Source organism: Cytobacillus oceanisediminis 2691 (assembly GCF_007678455.1).
Lineage (GTDB): Bacteria > Bacillota > Bacilli > Bacillales > Cytobacillaceae > Mesobacillus > Mesobacillus oceanisediminis_A.
Window position 1 is genome coordinate 1 of sequence record NZ_VEEP01000019.1, and the last position, 26,895, is coordinate 26,895.

General features: G+C 46.0%; 26 protein-coding genes and 2 tRNA genes. 2 read left to right on the forward strand and 26 right to left on the reverse strand.

All coding sequences use genetic code 11. The features are described 5' to 3' along the window. Positions 1 to 364: 364 nt before the first annotated feature. The 19 genes from lysS to spoIIE form a co-directional block, all read right to left on the reverse strand. Complete coding sequence (lysS, locus tag FS736_RS22720; RefSeq protein ID WP_144481398.1) at positions 365 to 1,849, reverse strand: lysine--tRNA ligase; 1,485 nt, start codon at positions 1,847 to 1,849, stop codon at positions 365 to 367. A gap of 199 nt (positions 1,850 to 2,048) precedes the next feature. Next, positions 2,049 to 3,050, reverse strand: a complete 1,002-nt coding sequence (dusB, locus tag FS736_RS22725; RefSeq protein ID WP_144481399.1) for a tRNA dihydrouridine synthase DusB — start codon at positions 3,048 to 3,050, stop codon at positions 2,049 to 2,051. A gap of 82 nt (positions 3,051 to 3,132) precedes the next feature. Further along, positions 3,133 to 3,336 (reverse strand): helix-turn-helix domain-containing protein, encoded by a 204-nt coding sequence (locus tag FS736_RS22730; RefSeq protein ID WP_144481400.1) that lies wholly within the window; start codon positions 3,334 to 3,336, stop codon positions 3,133 to 3,135. Further along, complete coding sequence (folK, locus tag FS736_RS22735) at positions 3,288 to 3,815, reverse strand: 2-amino-4-hydroxy-6-hydroxymethyldihydropteridine diphosphokinase (protein WP_144481401.1); 528 nt, start codon at positions 3,813 to 3,815, stop codon at positions 3,288 to 3,290. Before folK ends, FS736_RS22730 begins: the two co-directional genes overlap by 49 nt. Before the next feature lie 2 nt (positions 3,816 to 3,817). After that, a complete protein-coding gene (gene folB / locus FS736_RS22740) occupies positions 3,818 to 4,177 on the reverse strand; it encodes a dihydroneopterin aldolase (protein ID WP_144481402.1) in 360 nt (119 codons plus the stop codon). After that, on the reverse strand, positions 4,170 to 5,003 hold the full coding sequence (gene folP, locus FS736_RS22745) for a dihydropteroate synthase (RefSeq protein WP_144481403.1): 834 nt from the start codon (positions 5,001 to 5,003) through the stop codon (positions 4,170 to 4,172). Before folP ends, folB begins: the two co-directional genes overlap by 8 nt. Then, positions 5,000 to 5,875, reverse strand: coding sequence for an aminodeoxychorismate lyase (pabC, locus tag FS736_RS22750; RefSeq protein WP_144481404.1), 876 nt, complete (start codon positions 5,873 to 5,875; stop codon positions 5,000 to 5,002). Before pabC ends, folP begins: the two co-directional genes overlap by 4 nt. Further along, the gene (pabA, locus tag FS736_RS22755; protein WP_144481405.1) at positions 5,875 to 6,465 is read right to left on the reverse strand and encodes an aminodeoxychorismate/anthranilate synthase component II; all 591 of its coding nucleotides are present in this window, start codon (positions 6,463 to 6,465) and stop codon (positions 5,875 to 5,877) included. Before pabA ends, pabC begins: the two co-directional genes overlap by 1 nt. After that, on the reverse strand, positions 6,462 to 7,865 hold the full coding sequence (gene pabB / locus FS736_RS22760; protein ID WP_395883867.1) for an aminodeoxychorismate synthase, component I: 1,404 nt from the start codon (positions 7,863 to 7,865) through the stop codon (positions 6,462 to 6,464). Before pabB ends, pabA begins: the two co-directional genes overlap by 4 nt. Positions 7,866 to 8,027: 162 nt before the next feature. Then, a complete protein-coding gene (gene cysK / locus FS736_RS22765; protein WP_144481406.1) occupies positions 8,028 to 8,954 on the reverse strand; it encodes a cysteine synthase A in 927 nt (308 codons plus the stop codon). A 218-nt stretch (positions 8,955 to 9,172) separates the two neighbouring features. After that, positions 9,173 to 10,057: a peptidyl-prolyl cis-trans isomerase gene (locus FS736_RS22770; protein WP_144481407.1), complete on the reverse strand. Its 885-nt coding sequence runs from the start codon at positions 10,055 to 10,057 to the stop codon at positions 9,173 to 9,175. 21 nt (positions 10,058 to 10,078) lie between these two features. Next, complete coding sequence (gene hslO, locus FS736_RS22775; RefSeq protein ID WP_144481408.1) at positions 10,079 to 10,957, reverse strand: Hsp33 family molecular chaperone HslO; 879 nt, start codon at positions 10,955 to 10,957, stop codon at positions 10,079 to 10,081. 53 nt (positions 10,958 to 11,010) lie between these two features. Beyond that, on the reverse strand, positions 11,011 to 11,787 hold the full coding sequence (locus FS736_RS22780) for a type III pantothenate kinase (RefSeq protein WP_186326893.1): 777 nt from the start codon (positions 11,785 to 11,787) through the stop codon (positions 11,011 to 11,013). A 168-nt stretch (positions 11,788 to 11,955) separates the two neighbouring features. After that, on the reverse strand, positions 11,956 to 13,926 hold the full coding sequence (gene ftsH / locus FS736_RS22785) for an ATP-dependent zinc metalloprotease FtsH (protein ID WP_144481410.1): 1,971 nt from the start codon (positions 13,924 to 13,926) through the stop codon (positions 11,956 to 11,958). Positions 13,927 to 14,063: 137 nt separating this feature from the next. Continuing rightward, the gene (hpt, locus tag FS736_RS22790; protein WP_186326894.1) at positions 14,064 to 14,603 is read right to left on the reverse strand and encodes a hypoxanthine phosphoribosyltransferase; all 540 of its coding nucleotides are present in this window, start codon (positions 14,601 to 14,603) and stop codon (positions 14,064 to 14,066) included. Positions 14,604 to 14,630: 27 nt separating this feature from the next. Next, positions 14,631 to 16,016 carry a tRNA lysidine(34) synthetase TilS gene (gene tilS, locus FS736_RS22795; RefSeq protein ID WP_144481422.1) on the reverse strand — a complete coding sequence of 462 codons (1,386 nt, stop codon included), beginning with the start codon at positions 16,014 to 16,016 and terminating at the stop codon, positions 14,631 to 14,633. A 171-nt stretch (positions 16,017 to 16,187) separates the two neighbouring features. Beyond that, positions 16,188 to 17,213, reverse strand: coding sequence for a protein kinase domain-containing protein (locus FS736_RS22800; protein ID WP_144481412.1), 1,026 nt, complete (start codon positions 17,211 to 17,213; stop codon positions 16,188 to 16,190). Then, positions 17,182 to 17,919, reverse strand: coding sequence for a vWA domain-containing protein (locus tag FS736_RS22805; protein ID WP_144481413.1), 738 nt, complete (start codon positions 17,917 to 17,919; stop codon positions 17,182 to 17,184). The genes FS736_RS22800 and FS736_RS22805 overlap by 32 nt, the downstream gene beginning before the upstream one ends. A 178-nt stretch (positions 17,920 to 18,097) precedes the next feature. Next, positions 18,098 to 20,572 carry a stage II sporulation protein E gene (gene spoIIE / locus FS736_RS22810; RefSeq protein ID WP_144481414.1) on the reverse strand — a complete coding sequence of 825 codons (2,475 nt, stop codon included), beginning with the start codon at positions 20,570 to 20,572 and terminating at the stop codon, positions 18,098 to 18,100. Positions 20,573 to 20,856: 284 nt separating this feature from the next. Between spoIIE and FS736_RS22815 the strand changes: the two genes are divergently transcribed. After that, positions 20,857 to 20,930, forward strand: a tRNA-Met gene (locus FS736_RS22815). 136 nt (positions 20,931 to 21,066) lie between these two features. Then, positions 21,067 to 21,138: transfer RNA gene (locus FS736_RS22820), tRNA-Glu, on the forward strand. A 154-nt stretch (positions 21,139 to 21,292) separates the two neighbouring features. Here FS736_RS22820 and FS736_RS22825 read toward each other — a convergent pair. The 7 genes from FS736_RS22825 to FS736_RS22855 all read right to left on the reverse strand — a co-directional run bounded on the left by FS736_RS22825 (position 21,293) and on the right by FS736_RS22855 (position 26,701). Then, positions 21,293 to 21,748, reverse strand: a complete 456-nt coding sequence (locus FS736_RS22825) for a S1 domain-containing RNA-binding protein (protein ID WP_144481415.1) — start codon at positions 21,746 to 21,748, stop codon at positions 21,293 to 21,295. Positions 21,749 to 21,823: 75 nt separating this feature from the next. Next, on the reverse strand, positions 21,824 to 22,222 hold the full coding sequence (locus FS736_RS22830) for an FtsB family cell division protein (RefSeq protein ID WP_144481416.1): 399 nt from the start codon (positions 22,220 to 22,222) through the stop codon (positions 21,824 to 21,826). A 47-nt stretch (positions 22,223 to 22,269) separates the two neighbouring features. Then, a complete protein-coding gene (yabQ, locus tag FS736_RS22835; protein WP_144481417.1) occupies positions 22,270 to 22,905 on the reverse strand; it encodes a spore cortex biosynthesis protein YabQ in 636 nt (211 codons plus the stop codon). Continuing rightward, positions 22,902 to 23,204 (reverse strand): sporulation protein YabP, encoded by a 303-nt coding sequence (yabP, locus tag FS736_RS22840; protein ID WP_079504197.1) that lies wholly within the window; start codon positions 23,202 to 23,204, stop codon positions 22,902 to 22,904. The genes yabQ and yabP overlap by 4 nt, the downstream gene beginning before the upstream one ends. A gap of 86 nt (positions 23,205 to 23,290) precedes the next feature. After that, positions 23,291 to 23,563 (reverse strand): RNA-binding S4 domain-containing protein, encoded by a 273-nt coding sequence (locus tag FS736_RS22845; RefSeq protein ID WP_144481418.1) that lies wholly within the window; start codon positions 23,561 to 23,563, stop codon positions 23,291 to 23,293. A 39-nt stretch (positions 23,564 to 23,602) separates the two neighbouring features. Next, positions 23,603 to 25,066 carry a bifunctional methyltransferase/pyrophosphohydrolase YabN gene (yabN, locus tag FS736_RS22850; protein ID WP_144481419.1) on the reverse strand — a complete coding sequence of 488 codons (1,464 nt, stop codon included), beginning with the start codon at positions 25,064 to 25,066 and terminating at the stop codon, positions 23,603 to 23,605. Positions 25,067 to 25,096: 30 nt separating this feature from the next. Continuing rightward, positions 25,097 to 26,701, reverse strand: a complete 1,605-nt coding sequence (locus FS736_RS22855) for a putative polysaccharide biosynthesis protein (RefSeq protein WP_144481420.1) — start codon at positions 26,699 to 26,701, stop codon at positions 25,097 to 25,099. Positions 26,702 to 26,895: the final 194 nt, after the last annotated feature.

Here is a 26,895-nt window from a genome sequence, read left to right on the forward strand (position 1 = left end):
GCTCATGTCTTCTATTAATAGAAGCATGATAATTTATTGTTTGTTGACGCTTGTTTGTTTAGTTTTCAAAGAACAATATTTGTTTGTTGCTCCGTCAGAAGCAACTCTTATATACTATCAGGTTCAAAACCCGATGTCAATAAGTTTTTTTCATTTTCTTTGTTGCTAACTAAGTAGCTCGCAGCAACAGATATAAATATAGCACCTTTATTCTTCAATAGCAACCTCTTTTTTAGATTTTTATTCACAGAAACAAAAGAAAGATAATTCATATTTCTGTAGGCAAATCTACTGACGAATCCACCTATATACTTCACAAAAATAAAAGGCAAAACGACGATTGCCGTTTTGCCTTCCAATATTATTAACGATGGCGCATCAATGGGAATAACAGTACATCCCTGATGGATGGTGAATTGGTCAGCAGCATAACAAGCCGGTCGATCCCAATTCCCAGTCCGCCTGTTGGCGGCATCCCATATTCCAATGCTTCGATGAAGTCTTCATCCATTTCATGTGCTTCATCATTACCTTGCTCTTTTTCTTTCAGTTGCGCTTCAAAACGTTCCCTTTGATCGATTGGATCATTCAGCTCAGTGAACGCGTTAGCATGTTCCCTGGCAACGATGAACAATTCGAAGCGGTCCGTGAAGCGAGAGTCCTCATCATTCTTTTTCGCCAAAGGAGAAATGTCAACCGGGTGGCCGTAAATGAATGTAGGCTGGATCAGGTGCTCTTCTACTTTTTGCTCAAAGAATTCATTGACGATGTGTCCGAACTGCATATGTTCAGTGATTTCCACTCCATGTTCTTTCGCCAGCGCACGTGCTTCCTCTGTGCTCATTTGCGGCCAGAAGTCCACTCCTGTATGTTCCTTAATCGCATCAACCATATGAACTCTCTTCCACTCCGGCTTCAGGTCGATTTCATATTCGCCATACTGGATCGTCGTTGTTCCGAGAACATCCTCTGCAATGTACGCAACCATGTTCTCTGTAAGGGACATGATGTCTCTCCAATCAGCATATGCCTCATAAAGCTCAAGCATGGTGAATTCCGGATTATGTCTTGTCGATACACCTTCATTACGGAATACACGTCCGATTTCATATACCTTTTCCAGGCCTCCGACAATCAGGCGCTTCAAGTGAAGCTCGATTGCGATCCGCATGTAAAGCTGCATATCGAGAGCGTTATGATGAGTAATGAAAGGACGTGCTGAAGCTCCGCCGGCAATAGAGTGCATTAATGGCGTTTCCACTTCAAGGTATCCTTGTCCATCAAGATAACGGCGCATTGACTGGATGATGCGGCTGCGGTTGATGAATGTCGTCTTGCTTTCGTTGCTCGTAATAAGGTCAAGATAACGCTGGCGATAACGCTGCTCGACATCCTTGAGTCCATGGAACTTTTCAGGAAGCGGGCGCAGTGCTTTTGACAGGAACACAAAGTTTTGAGCTTTTATGGAAAGTTCGCCAACTTTGGTTTTGAAAAGGGTTCCCTCAACACCGACAATATCACCAAGGTCAGCAGAGTCAAAAACTTCGTATTGTTCTTCGCCGACTGCATCCTGGCGGACATAAATCTGGATCTGGCCAGCTAGGTCCTGGATGTGTGCAAAGCCTGCTTTTCCTTTTCCGCGCTTCGTCATGATCCGTCCAGCAATCTTCACCGCGACATTCTTTGTCTCGATTTCTTCTTTTTCCAATTCACCATATTCGCTGATCAGCTCTTCAGTAAGATGGGTGCGCTCGAATCTTTTGCCGAATGGGTCCATGCCCTTTTCACGCAATGCACTCATTTTTTCCCTTCTGACTCTGAGCTGGTCGTTTAATTCTTCATGACTCATGTCGCTTTCACTCCAATATATAATTAAATTTAATATGTAATCCTGATTATGTTTGGTGGATACTTTTATTATTTTACACAAACAAACGTATTCAGACATTAAAAATCTCTTAAATAGAATAAAAACTGCCAGTTTGACCACTGGCAGTTACATTTAAGGATAAAGGTATTATAGGAAATGTGATGGTTAATGTCAATTTTTATCCAACCTGATGTGCATTTTGCTCTTCTGTTTCCACTTCATCAGCGAAGTTTCTTACTAAGCTGGCATATTGGTCTCTCGTTGTGCATTCATTGATCCCATTGCGAATCCTTGCGTTGCCGCGGATGCCTTTCATATACCATGCAGCATGTTTGCGCATTTCGCGGACAGCTATGTGTTCATTTTTCAGTGCGATCAGGCGGTCCAGGTGAAGGATGCTGACATCGATCTTCTCGCGGGCGGTCGGTTCACCCATCAATTCGCCTGTTTCCAGGTATTTAACCGTGCGGTAAATCATCCACGGGTTACCGAGAGCCGCGCGGCCGATCATCACTCCGTCCACTCCTGTTTCATCAAGCATTCTCTTTGCATCCTGAGGCGTCTGGACATCACCATTGCCAATCACAGGAATGGTTACTGCCTGCTTGACATCACGGATGATGTCCCAGTTCGCTTGTCCTTCATACATCTGGACACGTGTACGGCCGTGAAGGGCTATCGCCTTACCCCCAGCTCGTTCTACAGCGCGTGCATTCTCTATGGCGAAAATATGTTCGTCATCCCAGCCCATGCGCATTTTAACCGTTACCGGCTTATCAACGGCATCAACAACAGCAGATACCATTTCATAGATTTTGTTTGGGTCAAGAAGCCATTTCGCACCTGCATCACATTTTGTGATCTTCGGTACAGGGCAGCCCATATTGATATCAATGATATCGGCATTCGTATTTTTGTCGACATATTTGGCCGCCTGGACAAGCGTTTCTTTTTCGCCGCCAAAAATCTGCAGGCTGAGCGGCTTTTCACGTTCATCTATATATAACATATCGAGTGTCCGATCGTTTTGCAGAACAATTCCTTTATCGCTGACCATTTCCGCACATACAAGTCCTGCGCCGAATTCTTTTACCGTCAGACGGAACGCAGAGTTGCAGACGCCAGCCATTGGCGCAAGCACGACCTGGTTCTTCATCTCAATATCGCCAATCTTAAGCATGTCCTTCCTCCTTCTTTTCGTCCTGTTGAGTTCCACACGAAGCGGAAAACCACAATCACGATGGTAAAGGATCACTTAAACCCTACTGCGGGGTTAACTCATCCAATCCGACATCCAGAAACTCTGCGATTCTGGCAATCAATTTTTCATGAGGCATTCTGTTTCCCCGTTCGATTTCTCCGAGGACTGAAACCGAAATGCCAAGCTCTTTTGCGAAGCCTTCCTGTGTGTAACCCTTCAGCTTTCGATAAGCGCGAATACGTCTTCCCCATTTTTCTGCTTCCATATTCGTACTCCTTCTCTATCCGGTATACTTAGTAAATCGTTTGCCAGTGGCTCCCCGGTGGATGGGAGCGTGATATGCGGATCCATTTCAAGCAATGGAAGGATTACAAATGCGCGTTCGCTCATCCGAGGGTGCGGAATTGTAAGCTTCTCTGTTTCAATATTTTCGTGATTATACAGCAAGATGTCAAGGTCTAAAGTTCTGGGACCCCACTTTATTTCCCTTTTTCTCCCAAGCTTCAATTCGATCTCCAGGCATGTATCAAGGAGTTCAACAGGAGGGAGACTTGTCTTTACTTCGATTGCCATATTTAAAAATTGATCCTGATCGGTATAGCCAACCGGATCCGTCTCATAGATGGAAGAAGTATTTACCACTGAAATTTCCTCATGGCCCTCAAGGAGTATAATGGCCTGTGTCAAATACCCGAACCGGTCACCCATATTGGACCCTAGCGCAATATATGCTTTGTTTTCCACTGTCATCTACTCCTTGTGATTTCGACTGCGACGGATTTATAGTGTCCCGGTATTGGCGGGTCTGGCTTGATGACTTTTACATGGCATGCTTCGACAAGCGAAAACTGATCGAGAATGGTGCCGGCAATCTTCTCAGCAATGGCTTCCACCAGCTTGTATGGTTTGCCTTCCACAATATCTTTGCATACTTGATATAAGTCAGCGTAGTTGATGGAATGCTGAAGTTCATCACTTTTCCCAGCTCTCGACAGGTCCAGCTCCACCGTCAAATCCACCGCAAACCTCTGGCCAAGCCTTGTTTCTTCAGGAAACACACCATGGTAGCCGTAAAACTCCATTTGATTGACATGTATTTTATCCACTGAACTCACCCTTCCCCATCATCGCATCCATCATTTTTGCCATTCGCGACATTTCTTTTACATCATGGATCCTGACGATCTGGCAGCCCTTCTGGATTCCATAGCATACTGTCGCTCCTGTTCCTTCCGTCCGTTCAGAAACAGGAAGGTCGAGCACGCCGCCAATCATCGATTTTTTTGAGGTGCCCAGCAGAACTGGATAACCCAGTGACACAAGAGTATCTAGATGGCGCATCATCTCCAGGTTCTCTGCCAGGTCTTTTGCAAAGCCAATACCCGGGTCCAGGATGATTTGTTCATCACTGACGCCAGCTTTCTTGGCAATTGTAATGCTTTCATATAGATCATTCAGTACGTCCCGAATGAAATGAGTATAGTTTCGATCATTGCGATTATGCATCAGGATGATGGGCACGCCCGTTTCAGCTGCAACATCGGCAATCTCAGGGTCTTCCTTTGCTCCCCAGATATCATTGATGATCACCGCTCCGGCGTCGATCGCGCTTTTGGCAACCTTTGATTTATAGGTATCGATGGAGATCGGTGCCTGCAATTCCTCTGTGATTGCTTCGATTGCAGGTACCACCCTGCTGATCTCCTCTTCATCCGAAATCCGTTCATAACCAGGCCTGGTCGATTCACCGCCGATATCGAGGATATGTGCTCCGTCCCCCATCATTTGCTTCGCACGGACCACGGAAGTTTCAAGGTGGTTGTATTTGCCGCCATCCGAAAACGAATCGGGCGTTACATTCAAGATTCCCATGATCAACGTTTGATTGCTGTAATCCAATGTATATGGACCAGCTTTTATCACAGTTTTCATTTTGCGAGTCCTCCATCCAATTGTGTTCTGCTCCATATCGTTTCTCGCATTGCTTCATATCGCCTAAATAGACTTCTGACAATCTCTCCAGATTTCCCAGGAAAACTTTTACCTGAAAAAGAAGTGACCGGGACGATTTCCTGGATCGAGTTCGTCAGGAAGATTTCGCCGGCTGCTTCCGCTTCCTCTTTTTTGTAAAAGCCTTCACGTACCTCAATGCCTGCTGTACGGGCCAACTCGATGACGAACCTGCGGGTTACTCCATCCAAAATACCGGTATCGACGGCCGGAGTGAACAAGATCCCCTCCCTGTACCAAAATAGATTAGAAACAATCCCTTCCGCCAGGAAACCTTCATCATTCAAAAAAATACCCTCTGTATCCATTGCAGGGCCCGCCTCACGCTTGGCCAATACGTTATTGAGATAATGATGCGATTTCAACCTGGCACTTCCTTCTGGAGTGTTGCGCCTTAACTCCAGAAGCACGGCCTGTTTCTCATTCATATCGCCTGCCGGTTGCAAAGGTTTGGCAAAAACAATCACATTTGGCTCATTATAGCTTTCCGTCTGCAAGCCGATTTCTCCATTCCCTGCGGAGACATTAAACCGGATATACGCATCCGTGAGAGAGTTTTCAGCTAAAAGGGCAACCAGAATCTTGACCGTTTCATCCCTGGTGAATTCAGCTTCGATGTCCAGAATCCGCAGACTGGCATTCAGCCGCTCCAGATGGTCATCCAGCAAAAACGGGTGGCCATTGTAGATTCTGAAGGTTTCAAAGACACCCAAACCATATAAAAAACCATGGTCAAAAGGGGAAATCGCTGCCTCATTCTTATCCATGAACTGGCCATTTATATAGAGTTTCATTAAAAGCTTACTTCCTTCGTTAAATTGTAATGTGCAATGAAGTTCCTCATAAGCTGCTTTCCCGGAGTTGTCAAAATCGATTCGGGATGGAACTGGACACCTTCCACAGGCAGGGTTTTATGGCGGATGGCCATGATTTCCCCTTCTTCCGTCCAGGCTGAGATCTCAAGGCAGTCTGGAAGGGTTTCCTTTTTGACAATGAGAGAATGATAGCGTGCCGCAGGGAATGGGTTTTCCACACCTTCAAAAATAGTCTCTCCGTCGTGGTAGACCATCGATGTTTTTCCGTGCATGAGCCGCTCCGCCCGGATAACGTCACCGCCAAATACCTGGGCAATGGACTGATGGCCGAGGCAGACACCAAAGATCGGCGTCTTGCCAGCGAAATTTTTGATGGCTTCCAAACTGATGCCTGCTTCATTCGGACTGCACGGCCCCGGGGAGATCATCAAAAACTTTGGATCCAGCTCTGCGATTCCCTGGATGGATGTCTGGTCATTGCGGATAACCTTCAGTTCCTCACCCATTTCACCGAGATATTGAACCAGGTTATATGTGAATGAATCATAATTATCAATCATCAAAATCATGCGTTTCCCTCCGCAAGCTCTTTTGCCTTCCAAAGCGCGATGGCTTTCTTTAACGATTCCTTGTATTCATTTGCCGGGAGGGAGTCGATGACGACGCCTGCTCCCGCCTGGACATGTGCCATCCCATCCTTGACAAGCATCGTGCGGATGATGATGTTCAGTTCCATATTGCCGTTAAACCCGATCCAGCCCAGCGAACCGGTATATGGGCCCCGCCGCACCGGCTCAAGCTCTTCAATGATTTCCATCGTCCTCACCTTCGGAGCACCTGTAATCGTTCCGCCCGGGAAGGTTGCATTCACAACATCGAACCAAGTTTCACCTTCTGCAAGCTCGCCCCTGACATTCGAAACGATATGCATCACATGAGAGTATTTTTCGATGACCATGAATTCATTGACCTCGACTGTTCCGTATTTGCACACTCTTCCAAGGTCATTCCGTTCAAGATCGACAAGCATGACATGTTCAGCCCGTTCTTTTTCGTTATTGATCAACTCGCTGGCAAGCTGCAGATCTTCCTGATCTGTCCTGCCCCGCGAACGAGTTCCGGCAATGGGCCTGGTGCTGACTTCCGAACCATTTACTTTTGCCAAAAGTTCGGGTGAGCCGCTGACGAGCTGGAAATCCGGCGTATGCAAATAGCCCATATACGGAGATGGGTTCAGCTTGCGCAGCTGGCGATACACTTCGAGCGCTTCTGTTTCGATTGGCTCTGATTGCCTGACAGATAGATTGACCTGGAAGACATCACCCTGAGAAATGTATTGCTGAATCCTTTCCACTGCCTGAATAAAGGCGCCTTCATCCATCGAGACATGCAGCTCCTCTGCGCCTGGCTTGTCCGCTTTTTCCGCGAGCATCACCGGTATTCCAGCCTCCCAGCGTTTTTGCCACTCTGACAGCCTTTCTTTTGTCTGCTCTTCCTGGCCCGGTTTACTCAGGGCCATGATCCATAGGGTTTCTGTCTGGTGGTCAAACACGAACCACTCCATATACACCTGAAAATAAATCTCTGGTATGCCGGAATCATCCTTTGCCATTTGCGGAAGCTTTTCGATATAGCGGGCATAATCATAGCTGATATAGCCAATCGCCCCACCCTGGAAATCTGGGAGACCTTCCACTTCCGGGACCCGGAAGTCTTCCATTTCCCGCTTCATTAAGTCAAGAGGATTCCCTTCAAGCGTGGTTTTCATTCCATTTTTATGAATCATCAATTTATGGTCTTTTCCTGAAAAAGTGATTTCCGGACGAAAAGCAGCCATGCTGTAACGCCCGCCCCGTCCACTTTCGAGGATGACATGCTCTTTATATTGTTGGGCAATATGGTCGTATTGATGAAAAAAACGTGAAGCCGTATAAGATATACTTTGAGTATGAATGCTGTAGTGCGGCAAGCTCGTCACCCCTATTTTTTTCTCTTTATCCATCATACATTATGAAACGCGCGCTTTCATTTTTAAATTCATGGATTTTGCAGAAAAAGGAGCAGTTTTTTAAGTGGATTCTTGGACACAGCAAAAAGAGGCAAGCTTTGCCGGCCTGCCTCCCGTTAAATATTAGTTGTCGAATTGATAAAGTGGTGTGCTCAGATAGCGTTCCCCGTTGCTTGGGATGATCGCAAGGACTTTCTTGCCTTTGCCCAGTTTTTTCGCAATTTCAAGCGCTGCATAGATCGCCGCACCAGAAGAGATTCCTCCGAGGATGCCTTCTTCTTTTGCCGCACGGCGGGCATAGTCGAATGCCTGTTCATTTTCCACCTTGATGATTTCATCGTATACATCGGTGTCAAGGACGCCAGGCACGAAACCTGCGCCAATCCCCTGGATTTTGTGGGGTCCTGGCTTTCCTCCTGATAAAACGGGAGAGTCTGTCGGTTCGACAGCAACAATTTTGATGTCCTTATACTTCTGGCGAAGAACCTTTCCTGCACCGGTGATGGTTCCCCCTGTCCCGATGCCCGCAATGAACGCATCAAGCTGGTCACCCATCTGCTCGACGATTTCCGGACCGGTCGTTCTTTCGTGGATGGTAGGATTGGCTTCATTCTCGAACTGCTGAGGCATGAAATAGCCATTTTCCTTAGCCAGCTCCTCTGCCTTGCGGATCGCTCCGCCCATCCCTTCAGGACCAGGAGTCAGCACGAGGTCTGCCCCATATGCCCGCAGCAGGTTACGGCGCTCCATGCTCATCGTTTCCGGCATGACGAGAATGGCTTTATATCCCTTAGCAGCTGCCACCATTGCAAGACCGATCCCGGTATTGCCGCTTGTTGGTTCAATGATTGTATCTCCCTGCTTAAGGACACCCTTTCCTTCAGCATCCTCAATCATCGCAAGTGCGATCCGATCCTTGACACTGCTTCCCGGGTTCATGTATTCAAGCTTCAGATACACATCGGCACTTTGGTCATCAACCAGCCTGTTCAGTTTCACAATCGGTGTTTGGCCAATCAGCTCATTAATCGAGTTCGCAATACGTACCATATTATCCACCTCTTAATCCGAGTATTTTAATTGGTTTTATTAAAATTTACCAGTACTTTTAGTCTATGTCAATCAGTATGCTTCGACAAAAACAGATATCAGGCTTCTGCCCATCCTTTTTAAACTATCCTATTTTTACTCCCACTAAACAAGAAAAACGCATCGCATAGCGAACGATAGAAAGAAAGCACCGGTCGCTAAAACCGGTGCTTCCATGATTATTTTTTGCTGGTCTCGCCATAGAACCAGCTGACTTCGGCATCATTCCAAAATGCACGGGCAGACACAGGGATATCCATCTGTTCCAGGGCTATCTGTCTGCGGATCTGGTTCTTGACCTCGCTGAAGCTATATTTCTTGCCTTCCAGCTTTTCGTGCAGGTAAACAATCGCATAGCCATTTTCCACTTTTACAGGTCCGGTCCATTCCTCAGGTTTCAGGGATTTGGCCGCTGAAATCACTTCCGGGGAAATGAGTTCATCTTCTTCGGTTACAAAGCCTATGTCGCCGCCCTCATTAGCAGAAAACTCATCGATCGAACGCTCCATCGCCAGTGCGGCAAAGCTAGAGCCATCCTTTAGCTCCTTCACTGCAGATTCTGCATCTTGTTTCGTTTCGACAATGATTTGAGATAGATGATACGAGGCAGGGATATCAAAGAGACTCTTGTTTTGATCATAGAAGGTTTTCATATCCTCATTTGATACTTGGACATCCTTTGTCAGCAGTTCTTCAAGCAGCAAACTGTATTTGATCTGCTGCTTCCATTTTTCTTCGCTCTTAGGTTCATTCCCTGGCGACGAATACATCGCCTTATAAATGGTCAGTTCCCGTTCGACTGCTTTGTCGGATAATTCAATTCCATATTCGTCAGCCATCTGCCTGACCACTTCCTGATCGATCAGGTCCCTGAGCGTCTCTTGTCCATACCGTTCTTCCAGCTCGGTGAGCCATTGCTGGCGGGTGATCGACTCCTTGCCAACCTCCGCTACTGTCTCCTTCTTCCCTTCAAGGATTGCAGGCTTGGCCAGAAGCATGACAAGAGTGATTGCATTCAATATGGCTAACCCGGCAATAATGTACCAAAGCTGCTTTTTTTCCACTTCTCTTCCCCCAGCACTTGCTTATTTTGCTTCTTTTTCTATCTCTTCCAGTTCTTCTTTTGTGAACATATATTTTTCGTTGCAGAAATGGCAATGCGTTTCAGCCTGTCCTTCTGTATCGATCATATCACGGATTTCTTCTGCTCCGAGACTGACCAGTGCATTGCTGAAGCGGTCTTTTGAACAGTTGCACACGAATGAAACCGGCATCGTCTCAAGGAACTTGACATTGTCTTTGCCAAGCAGTTCTTCTAAAAGTTCCTCAGGAGACAGGCCTTTTTCAATTAGTTTCGAGACCGGCGGAATGGATTCTAATCTCTTTTCGATTGCTGAAATCGTTTCTTCTGTCGTTCCAGGCATCAATTGGAGGATGAAGCCGCCTGCCGCTTTGATTGAGTTGTCAGGATTGACGAGCACTCCGACACCAACTGAAGAATTGACCTGCTCAGATGTCGCAAAGTAATAAGTGAAATCTTCACCTAGTTCTCCTGAAACAATAGGAACTTGTCCCGTAAAATAGTCACGCAAGCCAAGATCTTTTACAACAGTAAGCGTTCCGTCTGTACCGACACCCTGTCTTACATCCAGCTTGCCATGCTCATTCAGGTCGAAGTGGACATGAGGATTCGAAACATAGCCTCTGACTTCCCCTTTGGCATTGCTGTCAACGAGGATCAATCCAAGCGGACCACCGCCTTCGATTTTAACCGTTAATTTATCTTCGCCTTTCATCATCGCACCCATCATCACACCAGCAGTCATCGTGCGGCCAAGTGCGGCTGATGCAACAGGCCATGTATAATGGCGGCGCTGTGCCTCTCCAACAGTTTCAGTCGTTTTTGCTGCATACGCCCTGACCTGTCCATCAAAAGCAAGTGCCTTTACTAAATAATCACTCATTGTTCTACTCCCTTCATGCTGTAAAGTTTAATGCGTCCTCCCATCCAGGAAGCTTAGCTGTTTTTATCCATGTTGCGCTTATAGATAAGCTGCAGTCCTTTTAAAGTCAAAAACGGATCGACAACGTCAATGACAGTTGATTCCTGGGCGATTAAATTCGCCAGTCCGCCAGTGGCAATCACTTTAGTCGTGACCGCACTCTTATCTTTCATCCGTTTAACTATTCCCTCTACTTGCCCAACATATCCATACAGGATACCCGCTTGCATCGCTGACACCGTGTTTTTGCCAATCACGTCATCCGGACGGCTGATTTCAATCCTCGGAAGCTTGGCAGCACGCGAATAAAGGGCTTCGGTAGAGATGCCGATCCCCGGGGCAATCGCTCCGCCCATATACTGATTATGGTCATTGATATAACAATAGGTTGTCGCTGTTCCGAAATCGACGATAATCAACGGGCTGCCATATTCATGGATTGCCGCAACTGCATTGACGATTCGGTCTGCACCGACTTCCCTCGGATTTTCGTATTTGATGTCAAGACCTGTCTTGATGCCAGGCCCAACGACTAATGGTTTTAGGTGGAAATACTTCTGGCACATTCTTTCAAGCGAGAACATGATTGGCGGTACAACGGACGATATGATGATTCCATCTATATCAGAAAAAGAGAGATTGACATGGTCAAAAAGATTTTTGATGATCATCCCAAACTCATCTTCTGTTCTATGGCGGTTTGTTTCGATTCTCCAGTGGTGTTTCAACTCTTCCTGCTCATAAACACCCAACACGATATTTGTATTCCCGACGTCAAAAACAAAAATCAAGCTATTCACCAACTTATCAGTAGTTTTCTGAATCAATTCTGCAAATATCATACCATAATCGCCGGGAATTCACTAAATAAAGTCAACCGATTCTGATTGTCCCTGCCAACTGAACAGCGTCCAGAAAAATAAGCAGGTGTCCCGTAACGGGACACCTGCTTCATGAATTTATTCTTTTGGATTCTCGTCGATTGCCTTTGGATCCTCAATGACTGAGTCAACTGTCCTGTCAGTCTCTTCGATTGCAGGCAGCTCATCCTTTTTCGTGTTGATGTTCACTTTCATGTCGTCATTATCCAGGCTCACACTGCGCTCAGGAAGACGTCCATGATCGATCAGATGCTTGATCTGTTCTGCATCGAGCGTTTCGACTTCAAGAAGCGTATTCGCGATAATATCAAGCTTATCACGATGCTTTGTAAGAAGGTCCTTCGCCCTTGCATAACAATCCTTGATAATGGTTTGGATCTCCACATCAATTTCATAAGCAATCTTATCTGAATAGTTCTGTTCATTATTCAGGTCGCGTCCAAGGAATACCTGGCCCTGCGCCTGGCCGAACTGCAATGGTCCGAGTTTATCACTCATCCCGAATTCAGTAACCATTCTTCTCGCAATGCCTGTCGCGCGCTGGAAGTCATTGTGGGCACCAGTGCTCACTTCGCCAAAGACGATTTCTTCCGCTACACGGCCGCCAAGGAGGCCGGTGATTTTATCAAGAAGTTCAGGCTTTGTCATAAAGTAACGGTCTTCCTTAGGAAGCATGACAGCGTAACCGCCTGCCTGTCCGCGAGGGACAATCGTTACCTTGTGGACCATTTCGGCTTCATCAAGAACGACGCCGATGACGGTATGGCCGGCTTCATGGAAGGCAACAATATTTCTTTCCTTTTTGGAGATGACCCGTGTCTTTTTGGCAGGACCGGCAATGACGCGGTCTGTTGCTTCATCCAAATCCAACATGTCGATCTTCTTCTTATTCCTTCTGGCTGCAACAAGCGCTGCTTCATTTAGCAAGTTTTCAAGGTCCGCTCCAGAGAAACCTGGAGTACGAGCCGCAATACTCTTTAAGTTAACAGACTCATCAAGTGGTTTATTTCTCGCATGCACCTTCAATACAGCTTCACGGCCAGTGACATCCGGGCGGTCAACTGTAATCTGGCGGTCGAAACGGCCTGGACGCAGCAATGCAGGGTCAAGGATATCAGGGCGGTTTGTAGCCGCTACGATGATGATTCCCTCGTTGGCACCAAATCCATCCATTTCAACAAGCAACTGGTTGAGCGTCTGTTCACGCTCATCGTGCCCTCCGCCCAGACCAGCACCACGCTGGCGGCCGACAGCATCGATTTCATCGATGAAGATAATACATGGAGCATTCTTTTTAGCTGTTTCAAATAAATCACGCACACGTGACGCACCGACACCGACAAACATTTCTACGAAGTCGGAACCGCTGATTGAGAAGAACGGTACTCCCGCTTCCCCGGCAACAGCACGTGCAAGCAATGTTTTACCGGTTCCTGGAGGTCCTACCAACAGGATTCCCTTTGGTATACGCGCTCCAAGCTCGGCGAACTTACGAGGGTCCTTAAGGAACTCAACAACCTCGACTAGCTCTTGCTTTTCTTCATCTGCACCCGCAACATCCTTGAAGCGGACTTTCTTCTTTTCTTCGTTATACAGCTTCGCTTTGCTTTTGCCGAAGTTCATGACACGGCTGCCGCCGCCCTGAGCCTGGTTAAGCAAGAAGAAGAACAGAATGAAAATAATGATGAACGGAATGATGGATGTAAAGAACGTTACCCATCCGCTTGTTTCTTTTGCAGGTTTAATATCGACATCTGCATCAGCAGCCGTCTGTTCAATGCGGTTTAATGTATCCGGGTTGCTCCATACATAAGTAATGAAGCCTTTGCCCTCTTCCTGGCCCTTCATCTGGCCCCTTACTTCATACACACCTCGTTCAGGCTGCAGCGTCAGAGTTCCTGCCACATTGCCTGCCTCAAGTTCCTGCATGAATTTATCGTAAGAGATTTGTTCAGTTGGCTGGTTATTTCCATTAAAGAAGCTCACTACTCCGATAATGACTAAAAATATCAATAAATAAAAGATGGTATTACGGAAGATCCGATTCATCCCTTACCTCCTCCCACGGTAGACAAACTATACTAAATAGTATCATAGCAAATTATGCTAATACAAGAAATTAACATTCAGAATATTTAGTTGTTATGCGGAATGTTAATTTTCATTCACTAAATCGTAACCGTTTTTTATTTTGTGTATACTTCCGGCTTTAGAATACCAATATACGGAAGGTTACGGTATTTTTCCGCGTAATCAAGACCATATCCAACAACAAACTCATCAGGAACGATAAACCCAACATAATCTGCTGCGATGTCAGCCTTTCTTCCTGTTGGTTTATCAAGCAGAGTGACAATTTTGATGGACTTTGCCTTGCGGTATCTGAACAACTCCACCAAATAGCTGAGAGTCAATCCGCTGTCGATGATGTCCTCGATGATCAAAATGTCCCTTCCTTCAACGGAAGTATCAAGGTCCTTAAGGATTTTGACCTCACCGGATGATACCATAGCATTTCCATAACTTGAAACATCCATGAAATCCATTTCAAGGTATGCATCCACGCGCTTAAGCAGGTCACCCATGAAAGGCATTGCGCCCTTCAGGACTCCGATTGCCAGCGGGAAACGGTCCTGGTATTCTTCAGTTAATTGAGCCGCCAGCTTCTTTGTTTTTTCCTGAATCTCTTCTTCTGTAAACAATACTTTTTCAATATCATTTTTCATCATGATCATTGTGCCCCCTGGAAGATATCAATGCTTTATATAAGTTAATAGTAATAACCTGTTTCCTTGTTCATTTGCCTCATTATTCGACTTTTTCAGGCCTGGAAGCCAAAGGATCCTGTCTTCCGGGTCTGTGACGACCGGCCATTCATCCCTTTGTCCTAATGGGATTTTCATATCGATGAAAATATCTTTCAGCTTCTTTGACCCCTTCATCCCCTTCAAAGACATCCTGTCACCATCCTTTCTTGTGCGGATGTACAAGGGAGCGCCTGTTTCCTCCAGGTCGACGATGAAACGATAATTGGAAATATCCCTGACATGAGCATCATTGAGCAATTGGGCATCAATGAGGTCACCATTCGGCAAGATCAGCTGTTTTGGTCCTGAAATTTCAAAACAATAGCTTTGCCTTTCTGGCGGGTTCAATGTGAATTGGCAATTTCCATACGATCGTATGATTCTTAAACCGCTGGGGAAATCAAGTGTTCCTGACGGATGGGGGTTGCGAATTATTGAAAAAATCTTTTCAATATGTATGGCGGAAAGAGAAGCAGGTCGATCATTGTAAAGATAATTTAATATTAGTTTAATCGCTCTTCTTTGTAAAGGCATTGGCATTTCCCGAAAAGAACTAATATGGATCGTGACCCCTCGGTCCTCTTTCTTCATTACTTTATTCAATTCTTTCCTTGTTAATTCAAGAAGATACTTTTCATCCATCTGCAATTCTTCGCTGAAGCGCTGGAAATGTTCATGGACTCCCGGATTCTCTTCTTTTAAAAAGGGCAGGACGGTTTTCCTGAATCGGTTCCTGCTATAGTATGCCTTCTGATTGCTGGGGTCGATTCTGGGTTCCAGGGAATTCTCGGAGCAATACTCTTCCAGTTCCCTTTTTGTCAGGCATAAAAATGGCCTGAAAACCGTGAACGGACCCATTTTGCGGGAAAAAGGAATACCTGCCCTTGCTGCTCCTGAACTGCCCCTGGTAAGCCTCATCAAAACCGTTTCGACCTGGTCGTCCCCATGATGCCCCAATGCAAGGTATTCAAGTTGATGTTTATCCATCACTTCCTCGAAAAAGGCATATCGGCATTCGCGGGCGGCTTGTTGGGAGCTTAAACCTGTCTCTTCCATATAAGCTGGCACATTGACCCTTTTCATCTCAAAGGGAAGACCCCGTTTTCCGCAAAAATCTTTTACAAACAAAGCATCCTGATAAGATTCATCACCACGGAACATATGGTCAACGTGGACAGCAATAATCCTCAATGATCTCCGTTCCCGCTGCTCAGATAAGTAGTGAAGCAGAGCAAGCGAATCCGGTCCTCCGGAAACACCAACCGCGATTGACCTGTTATTCAGCTGAAAACCATGCCTTTCAAGAAAGGCATTCACCTTCATATCAATCATCATGCTCTTCCTTACCGAATTGCCGGTTTAACTCTATACCCAAGCCGGCAATTCATTAATCTTCTAAATAGGTTTATTATTTTTTCAGCTTAACACTTTCCATAGTACTTATCAAAAATGAGGACTCTAATCCATTATCTACGGATGAGCCCGTAAAAGGTTTCAAAAATATCAGGTAATCTGGCTATAAATATAGAAAAAATATAACAATGAGATAATCAGGATGATGGTGGCGGTTTCGAGAGTGGAGGACTTCTTCCTTCTCTTGTTATAGCCCTTTCGCGTCTGTCCGGATGCTGTTGATGATGACCTCCTCACAGTGCTTCGTGCCGGACTCGGCTGTGTCTGCTTCTGTGGGGCAGGCTTTTGCTGGCGAGTGTTTCTCGATGGTGCATCCGGCTGATGTACCCGGAGTAAATCATTCCTCATTTCTTTTGCAGACCGGTATTTCCCAGACAGTGCATTGTAAATGACCTTTTCGTATCTCCTCAACTCCGGGCTTTGCTTCACCTTTTCCATGATTTCATTGATTCCGCCTGAGTTCTTCGTAAACCTTTTCGGATAGACAGTGTTGACCATGATCATGCCGACGGCAAACAAATCGTACCCGGGCTCTGCCTTTCTGCTTCCAAGTCCCCAGTAACCCCGGTCGAAGAATTCCGTGAACTCTTTGATTGATCGGCCCTGCATCGTCGTTCCGCCGACATCGATACAGCGAATCCTCGCCGGTGGTCCTGTCACAATCAAATTTTCCGGTTTTAAATCGCCGAATACCCAGCCATTATCATGAAGCAGCTGCAAATCAGCAAGCAGCTGAAGGATCATCACTCCAGTCCAGTCTGGTCCCTTTTGCTCAAGAAAAGCGAGAAAATCCGGCCCTTTTATGAATTCCATGACATAGAAGCTGACTTTCTTTCCTGGGCGTTCCCAATCATCCACATCCAGCAAAGAAGGCCCGAGGGCAGATCCCTGGACCTTGGCAAAAGCTTTCAATACATTGACCTCAGAAGTGACCGACATTCCATTATCGCTCATTTTCAATGCAACTTGTTTATTGTCATGCCTTGCTAAATAAACAATCCCATTGGCTCCAAAACCAAGCTCTTTAATGATGGTATAGCGATTGTGATGCCATTTCCCTTCAATGATGGTTCCGGGAATGACCTTACACAGATTCTTCAAAGAAGGATTCATCATCACGGGACAGAAGGCTCCTTAAAGATCGTTTTTTATTGAAATAGGAAAGGGCTTCACGAATCGCCGGTCCTGTCGGTGTAATTCCGCCAGTCGTCAGCTTGGCAAAAATGCTGGTAAGCGATTCAAGCTTAGGTGTCCAATCCAGCAATTTTTCGACATCGTTTCGTTTCCCGGGAAATACAAACACCGAAAAGTGATTATCGCCTGAACGCGCATTCAAACTCAAACTCAAGTCCAGCAAGGCTTCTTTTACAGTCGGCAGCTTATGCTTCATGCTCGCGCTCGTATCGACAAGAATCAACACATCGAGCTCGACCGTCTCCCCAAGCTCGTCCACAACTTCCATGACTTCCCCGCGCTGCTCCGGAGGAAGGTCTTCTACTGTCCTGCCCCCTCCAAGGATTTGCTGAAGCTCCTTATTGACCACTCCCTGAAGAGTCTGGGTCATCGCTTTCCTCGTTACCATCTGCACTGTCTGTGAAAGCTGCTGCGCATACACAATCTGGCTGACGCCGCCGCCGGACATCGCAATTCCCTCGATTTCTTTCATGCCCTGTTCATCTATCATGTCCTGTTCCATCACACCAATGACATTAACCGTAATCCCTTGCTCCTTGGCCAGCGCAGCCATTGCGATCGGATCTTCACCTTGGTTTGAGCATCCATCTGTAATGAGCAATATTTGCCTGATTGTACCTGTTTTCATGCAATCCCCTCACTTCCAGGCCCTACTTTTACAATCTAGTAAAAGCAAGAAGCCTATAATAAATTTGTTACCATTTTCGACGAAGTAGAGGGGAAATATACATTCTCAGTGATGAAAACTGGCTGGGCGCTGAGCTAAACATTTCCTAACTCATTACTTTATTGCCTAATTAAAGCGGTTAGGCTCTCTTTTGATAATTAGCCATCGGAATCGATGCCCATTTGGGGATATTGTGATCGATTTTCGCGACAACGACGGTCATGTCATCCTCAATGGAACCTCCGCGGGAACGGATGACTTCCTCCATGATCAAATCGGCGATGGCCTGTGGATCTTCAGTCTGGAGCTCATTGATTTTCCGCTTCATCCATAGATCGTAATTCTCGACATGCTTCGGCCCTTCGAAAACACCATCGCTCATCATGATCAACAGGTCTCCAGCCTTCAGCTGCTCGCCAACGACATCCACTTCGAACTCCTGCAAAATTCCCATCGGAAGGTTGCTTGCCTGTACCTTCATCACCTTGGAGCCGCGCTTGATGAAGCTCGGGGTCGAACCGATTTTCAGGAATCTTGTCGATGCATTTTGCAGGTCAATCATAGCGAGGTCCAGGGTCGAGAATATTTCATCTGTTGTTCTTAACGATAAAATGGAGTTCACTGACTTGATTGCCACTTTTTCTTCAATTCCAGATTGCAGGATTTGCTGCAGCAATAACAGTGTGTCCCTGCTCTCTGAATGTGCTCTTTCCCCATTGCCCATTCCGTCACTGATGGCAATCGCAAACTTCCCGCCGCTCAGTTCAATGGTCGAATAGCTGTCCCCGGAAACAAGGTCTCCATCTTTGGCGGCATGCGCCACTCCAGTCGAAACGACAAAAGCTTTGGCAGAACGGAATGTCACATGGCAAAAACCGTTCGGGAATGTCGAACATTCTTCCGAATTGACGACGATGTTTTCCTTGAGGATATCTGACAGCATCGGCGCGATCAGCTTTTCGCATTCCCCATGTCCCTGGCAATATGGAATGGTCATATCGATATCCACATTGCCCTGTTCAAGGCTATAGATTTCCACATGCTCGATATGAATGCCAAAATCCTGCAGAGACTCCAGAATCAACTCTTCCTGCTTGGAGTGGTTCTCACGCTCACGCTGGATTTCCTTGGCGAAATCGCCCATGACTTCTGATACACCCAGCAATTGATCGGCAACAAGCCGCCTGCTTTCCTGAACCTGCTTTTTCAGCTTACGGTTGGCCTGGTAATAGGTCAGCTGCTGCTGCATGATTTCAAGAACTTTTTTCGATCTCGTGCAATGCTTGTCCCAATCCCGGGATAGTTTCTGGGGCACTGCACCGGAATTTTGATCCATCTCCTGCATAATTTCGCTCATATAGTCATAGGTTGTATTAAAGTTCCTTGTCCAGCAATGGTCTTTCTTAAAACAAGTCTGGCATGTCTTTTCGGTGACATTGCTCAAGAAATAATCCATATCGCGATCTGTTTCAATCGTTTCATCCTGGACCTGCAAAGTCGAAAAGCTTTTCGACAATGCTTCAAATACATTCGAGAACTGGACGACACGCTGTGCTGTCACATCTCTCATTTTTCTCATATATTGCTGCTGTTCTGCTGAGTACTCCGCTGTTCCCGGAATATGTTTGGCGATACGTGACATAAGTGATTGAGGAGTCAGGAAAAAGAGCAGGACAGCCGCAGCCGACTCGGTCAATGTCTGGCTAAGGGCACCCCCGCCCTCGCCATACATGCCAATTAAAAGTGTGGAGATGAACAGTCCGAGTGCTACCCCCGGCTTTTTTCCTTCTTTCAGCAAGCCGCCGAGCAGACCTGAAAATGCCAGCAGGCTCATATGGTAAAAACTAGACACATTCGCAAGACTGAAAATCAGGCCTGTTACAACACCGACTGTAGAACCCACCGTGGCTCCGGCGACAAATGAAAAAATGAGGATCAAGTAACGGGACATGACGTGTTCGACCGATAAGTCATAAATGGTCCAGCCAATTGTTCCTGTCATCACAGAGGCAAGCATGATGATCAAACAGACAATTTCCTCTGTTTTCAAAGATTGCTTGCGCAGACTTGAGGTCATCAACGGAATGCTTTGCAGGAAAATGAATGTCAACACCAAACCCAGCCCTGCTTCGACTCCTGTCATCATCCCTTCATACATTGTAATATTTCCAGACAAAATGAGAGCTTTCAACATTTTGGCTATTAATATAGTGAAAAATATATAGAAGGGAAGCACTTTCAGATTGTTCTTGATCCACTTTTTTGTCAGTTTGTAGAGAAGCAAGAACAGGAATACCGAGCCGAAGGTGAAAACCGCGTCTGTAAAAGATAGGGTCGCGGCTCCAGCAACCAGTCCAAACAGTGCAATTGGGGCTCGGTCTTTACGGATGAGGTAAACGGCCGCAAAAAATGGAAGGCTAAAAGGGGTTAATTGTGCCAGTATCAAGGCACGGCCAAGCAAGAATCCAATGAACAAGAATATATAGCCTTTTTTCAGGAAAAGGGTTTCGATCTTGGATTGCAGCTTCGACATGCCTTTTGCCAATCTGAATCGCGATTCCTCGAGATGAACTTCACCGATCGGTTCCATCATGTTCCTTTCTACCTTTTGCATTAAATACACTCCCCACTTTTTTATCGTTGCTGATTATTATAAAAGGGAGCAATCCAGAAGTTTGTCAAAAACAAGGACAAGCTACCAATTTTCGTTCGACTCATTTCCCCGTAAACAAAGCAATTCCTCGAAAAACCACGGATTATTTTTCGCCGCATGTTGAAATTTTGCAGAGACCGCTAAAAATTACCTCGTTACTTTTTTATCTTTCTTTTAAAAAATCCATTGACACTATTTTAATATCTATGTATTATATTTCTTGTGCCTCAAAACAATACCAATATGGCGGTGTAGCTCAGCTGGCTAGAGCGTACGGTTCATACCCGTAAGGTCGGGGGTTCGATCCCCTCCGCCGCTACTTAGAAAAGCGCAGGCGACTGCTTAGCTCCGACAAGCGCTGGAGGGCCGGCTGGTGAAGTCTTACTTTGACTTCGTCGGACGGACCGAAGCGACTCGAGGAGCTAGGAGCCGAAGCTGGACACATAACTATATACGGCCCCTTGGTCAAGCGGTTAAGACACCGCCCTTTCACGGCGGTAACACGGGTTCGAATCCCGTAGGGGTCATAAACACTGCAAAAACCTCGTTCCTTTTAAAGGAGCGAGGTTTTTTATTGTAAGATGAGCACTTTTTTAAGAAAAAACAAAAAGACAAGCCAGCGATCGACTTGTCTTGGTATAGCATAATACCTGCTATTATTTATATTCACTTAGCAGCAAGTTACCCTCTTCTGGCTCCTCTTCCACCGCGCTTGGATTCGGTAGCACGTTTCAGAGATGACAAACGGTCTTCACTGTCCTTCAGGAATTTCGCCATTTTTGACTCGAAATTTTCAGGACGGGCATTTCGGTTGTCATTTCCTCTTCCGCCGCCACGTGGACGCTGGGAGTATGGTCGATCAGTTCTTTCTGGTCTTGCAGGTCGTTCTGGTCGTTCTGGTCGGTCAACAGCTTTTTTGATAGATAAACCAATTTTACCGTCTTTTTCAACATTGATTACCTTCACTTCAACCTGGTCGCCTACTTTGAGGTGGTCATTGATATCCTTGACATAATTGTCAGCAACCTCACTGATATGAACGAGTCCGGTTGAACCGCCCGGCAGTTCCACGAACGCCCCGAAATTTGTAATACCTGTTACCTTTCCCTGTAGCTTGCTGCCTACTTCGATTGACATAAAAAAGTTTTGCCTCCTTAAAGATATAAAAAAATCATACTTACCTTATATTATACAGAATATAAAAAAAGAGTGTCAATAAGGCGAATCTTGGGAGTCCTTTTTCTCTTTAGGAAGGTTGAAGATGATTTCATTCTTTTCAGATAGGAAGTATTCCTTGCGGGCAAGCTTCGCTATGTATTCGTCATCGTTCAATTTGACAATTTCCTCATCCAGAATTTCCTGCCTTTTCTGGAGGTTTGCTAACTTTTGCTCAAGCTGAGTTTTGTCCTCCTGCTTCTTTTCCAGCGCTGCCGTCTGGGAAATGAAGGTGGAGATCATCAAATAGGAGATGATCGATGCGAATAAAGCAAAGACTGCGAGGCGCCTGAATAGCAGTTTCCGCTTCCTGGTTTCAGCTATACCTGCTTTTTCACGCTGCTGTACATATTGATTTTCAATCCTGGCTATGTTCTTTTTCCTGATGACACTCATTCCCCGCAGTCCTCCTTACATTTATTTTAGGCCGTGTTTAAAACTGCCTATTTTTTTAAGTTCTTTATCCATTTTATCGGCTTAGTAGAATAATTCTTTACTATAATTAGAAATCCTGCCAATTTATTATATAACTTCTCGACGCTTTTTTTAACTGTTTTCGGCAAAAGTTTCCAAAAAAGTAGGAAAATCATCTTAACTGGCTTCCAAATGATGTTTTTCAGCAGCCACAATAAAACGGAAAGAAGCCATTTTAACAGAACATAAAGGCCTCTCCCCGTAATGAGCACGAGTGATAGAGCAGTGGCGGCCAGCATTTGCAGCGGCCTGACTATGAGCAGCCTGACAGCCTTCACGAAGAACAAATAGATATTGATGGTGATAGAAATCGCGCGCTCGAGCACCTTTAGGTACGTTTTCTTGAATAGGCTTTGATAGGCAGCAAAGCCGCATAATAATGCCAGGAAAATATAAAAACGCAATTCTCCCATATTTACTGAAAATAACACATAAAAAATCGACAAACCCTGGAATACCCAGAACAGGATGTCATTGATGAAGACAATCCAGGATTTCCGCTTCGACCTTTTCAGGAACCGGTTATGCGTATCAAGTGAAGCTCCGAATAGGCTGCCCATCCCAATCATGGCGAGCATCGTCAAAAATTGGGTCGACAGTGTCATCGGAATAACTTGCTAAAGAACCCTTTAGCTTTCTCCCCATGCTGGTCATCTAGATAGACCAGATCGAAGATTTTCCCCTTGATCGAGACGACACCCTTGTCGACATCAAGATTCTTCATTTGCAAATTCTGGCCTTTGATCGCCAGGAACCCCATGACCGTTTCCAGCAGGAACTCTTCGTTATCAAAACTTTCAACCTGCTTTACTCCTGTGATTTCCAATGTCCGTCTGCCTCTCATCACTAAATCGTGATCCGGCAAGTTGCTCTTTGTCTGATTCGTTTCATAATATTGGCTCATCTTAACCCCTCACAATCATAATGCCTTTTGTACATGTTTATGATTGGATAAGCCAGAATAGAACAAGCCTTCAGACGAAGCCAGGTTTACTCTTCGTCGTCCCCCGGGATTCGCTCTTCCCCAAGGATCGTATACATTTCAGCCGCGTCTTCCTTACGGGAATTCTCCTGGATCCGCTCAATTTTGACGGAAACCACTTTCTGTCCAAAACGGATCGCCAGTTCATCGCCCGCTTTTACATTAGAGCTCGCTTTTGCCGGAACACCGTTGATGGAAATCCTTCCCTGATCGGATACTTCCTTTGCCAATGTTCTTCTTTTGATCAATCTTGACACCTTTAAAAATTTATCCAGCCTCATCGCAGTTAAACCCCTTTTTTAAAATTGGTTTGATTTACCTTACAATCCTTTTTTCTTAGCTTCGTCCCAATAAGCGTCCAGCTCATCGAGGGAATGGTCCTCGAGCTTCCGGCCATTTTCAGCTGCCTTCTCTTCGATGAAAGCAAAACGACGTATGAATTTCTGGTTTGTTTTGTATAACGCCTCTTCCGGATTAATATCGTAATGCCTTGCAAAGTTCACGAGTGCAAATAGCATGTCTCCGTATTCAAGCTGAATGTCATCAAACCGGCCGTTCCCGCTTATTTCAGCTGACAGCTCCTCAATTTCTTCCTTAACTTTATCCAGGATAGGGGCAACTGTCTTCCAGTCAAAGCCGACTTTTGCTGCTTCTTTTTGCAGTTCATAAGCCTTCAACAGGTTTGGCAGCCCTTTGCCGGCTCCCTCGAGCAATGATTTTACGGCTCCGCCTTTCTCCTGCTCCTTGATTTCCTGCCAGTTGCGCATGACATCCTCTTCATTTTCTGCAGTCTTGTCGCCAAAAACATGAGGGTGTCTGCGCACCATCTTTGATGATAACCCTTCAATGACATCGTCAATGGAGAAGTATCCTTCATCCTCACCAATCTGGGCATGGAGCATGACCTGAAGCAGCACATCTCCCAATTCCTCTATCATATGGTCAATATCGTCGTTGTCGATGGCTTCGAGCAGCTCGTATGATTCTTCAATTAAGTATTTCTTCAAGGACTGATGGGTTTGTTTTTTATCCCAAGGGCAGCCGTTTGGACCCCTCAGTTCTGATATAATTCCACGCAGCTTCCGGAAATCCTTGTATAAAATCTGTTCCTCTTCAACCGGAGGAACATATACCGATGTCAGATTGCTCAATTCCATCTCCCGGTCAAGTTCATATAATGGAACCTTTTTAATTACTTCCCCACTGCTTCCTGCTGCCGTGACGATGTATACCTCGTAGTCATCCGGCAATTTTTCCATCAACGTCAGCTTCACTTCAGAGGCTACAAACACATCATACACCTGGCCGATGATTGTATGGCTTTTCAGCAGGAGGTCTTCTTTTAACAGAGCAGTGCCGTCAAGCAGCTGGAATCCATCGATCGGATCAATCGCCAGCGACTGGAACATCGCATCAAGGAAGCTTTGGCCGCCTCCGACCTCAATTTCCGTTTCACGTTCCGGACCTCGTTCAAGCAATAGCTGCACGGTCCGCTCCGCAATCAAAGGATGTCCGGGAACAGCATAAGTTACAGGTTCCTTGTCTGCTTCTGCCAGCAAAAACTCAGTGATTTCCTCATATACATCCGCAAACTGGTCATGCTTCTCATAGACTGTGTCGAACGATTGAAACTGCATGCCCTCTTTCTCGAGCTCAGCAACCACCGGATGCTCCTTTGTCCGTAAAAACAGGTTCTTCTCCTGCTGCAATTTTCTATATACACCAAGCGGCAGCTGGTCGAGGTCGCCAGCGCCCAGCCCGATGATGACAATCTTTTTCGTCATTTCCTGCTTCCTCCTTCTTAAATTTAAGCATTACCTGGAGAACAGCTGCACAATCCGGCTTCCGAATGGCAGGGTCGCCAGCTCATCTTCAGTCAAAGCCCTCGTTTTGACCAGCACGAAAAAATAAACAAGTGCCCCAACAGCCACTGAGCTTAATGCCTGGAAAATAGCTCCGAGTCTGTCAGGTTCAATATATCCATAACCGAAATCTGTTATAAACAGGAAGAATCGCAAAATAACAGCCATAACAGCCGAGGATAGCAGGATTTTCCCGATAAATACGAGTGATAAAACAGGCCCGCCAAGTTCGCGCCGCAATTTTGCAATCAGGACCATCATGACAGCCAGCATGGCTAGCAGGGTGGCACAGGCAGCTCCCATCGTCCCAAAATTCGGGATCAGGATAAGATTCAATATATATTTCATGCCGAATCCGGCAATAACGACTGCTGCCGGGAACAGCGAGTGATCAAGACCCTGAAGGATGCTCATGATCGTCAAGATGACAGAGGCAAATAAAATCATCAGGCTTAGGACTGCCAGGACATTTGATCCAGCGGCATTCTTAAACAGCATGATATTCACCGGGACCATGATGCTGGATAATCCCACCGCAGCTGCTGCGCCAAAAACCAGGCTTGTCTGAAGCGCCAGCCTGACTTTCGCGAGGATTCCCTCATGACGATCACTTGATTTGTCCCCGGAAATAGCTGGTACAAGACTCAATGACATCGATGTAGCAACAACAGCACCCAGCTGGATGAGCGGCTGTCCACGGTCAAAAATCCCTTTTGCCGACTTTGCTTCGTCTGCCGTCAGCCCTGTATCCAGCAAGGAATAATACATATTCAATGAGTCCGCAAGCTGGAACAGGATCAACAGCATGCCACTAACGCTGATCGCAAGGCCCTGGACAACAAGAGCTTTTACGGCCCAGGCTGTGTCATGGAACAGGTCTTTGGCCTGAAAATGCTTGAATGGGTCTCCGCCTCTATTTTTCCAGAAATAAAAGCCAAGCAGCAGCACAGAGATCAGGCCCCCAGTTACTGATCCGAATACAGCGCCGGCTCCCGTTACATAAAGTGAGAAACCTTGCCGTACAAAGAATGCTGATAAAATCAGGATGGTCGCAACACGGATGAATTGTTCCGAAACCTGGGAAATCGCTGTCGGAACCATATTTCCCTTCCCCTGAAAGTAACCTCGGAACACAGAGATGAACGGGAAGAGCAAAAATGGGATCGATACGACTTTGAATAGTGGAGTTAATTCAGGGTCTCCGATTTTACCGGAAATCCATGACGCACCAAAAAAGAAGAAGAGGAAAAGCAGCACCCCGATCAAGCTGAGAAACACAAGCGAGATGGCCAACAGCCTGTCCGCTCTGCCATGATGACCAGCAGCCTGCTCCTCCGTGTATAATTTAGAAATGATCACAGGAAATCCATATGTAGATAAAACCATGACAATGCCAAAAAAGGGATATACCTGCTGATAAATATAAAAGCCAATGTCTCCGACAATGTTCTGGAACGGGACACGGTATACAGCGCTTAATATTTTTGTAACCAGGGCTGCCAGTGTAAGGACCATGGCTCCCTTCATCAATTCGTTTGAATCTGCAACGGGCTTCATCGCCCATCTCCTTCCAATTTCAGTTTCAAACGTATTATATCATAGCATGAACATGACGGCTCCAAGCCACGAAGCCATTTTATCAATTGTAAAATAGCCGTAATAAATCAGGGCATGAAATCAAAACCACCAGTGTGAACTGGTGGTTTGCTCTGCGGCTGAAAGCCTCTCTTACCGGCCTTGGCCTTAAAGGC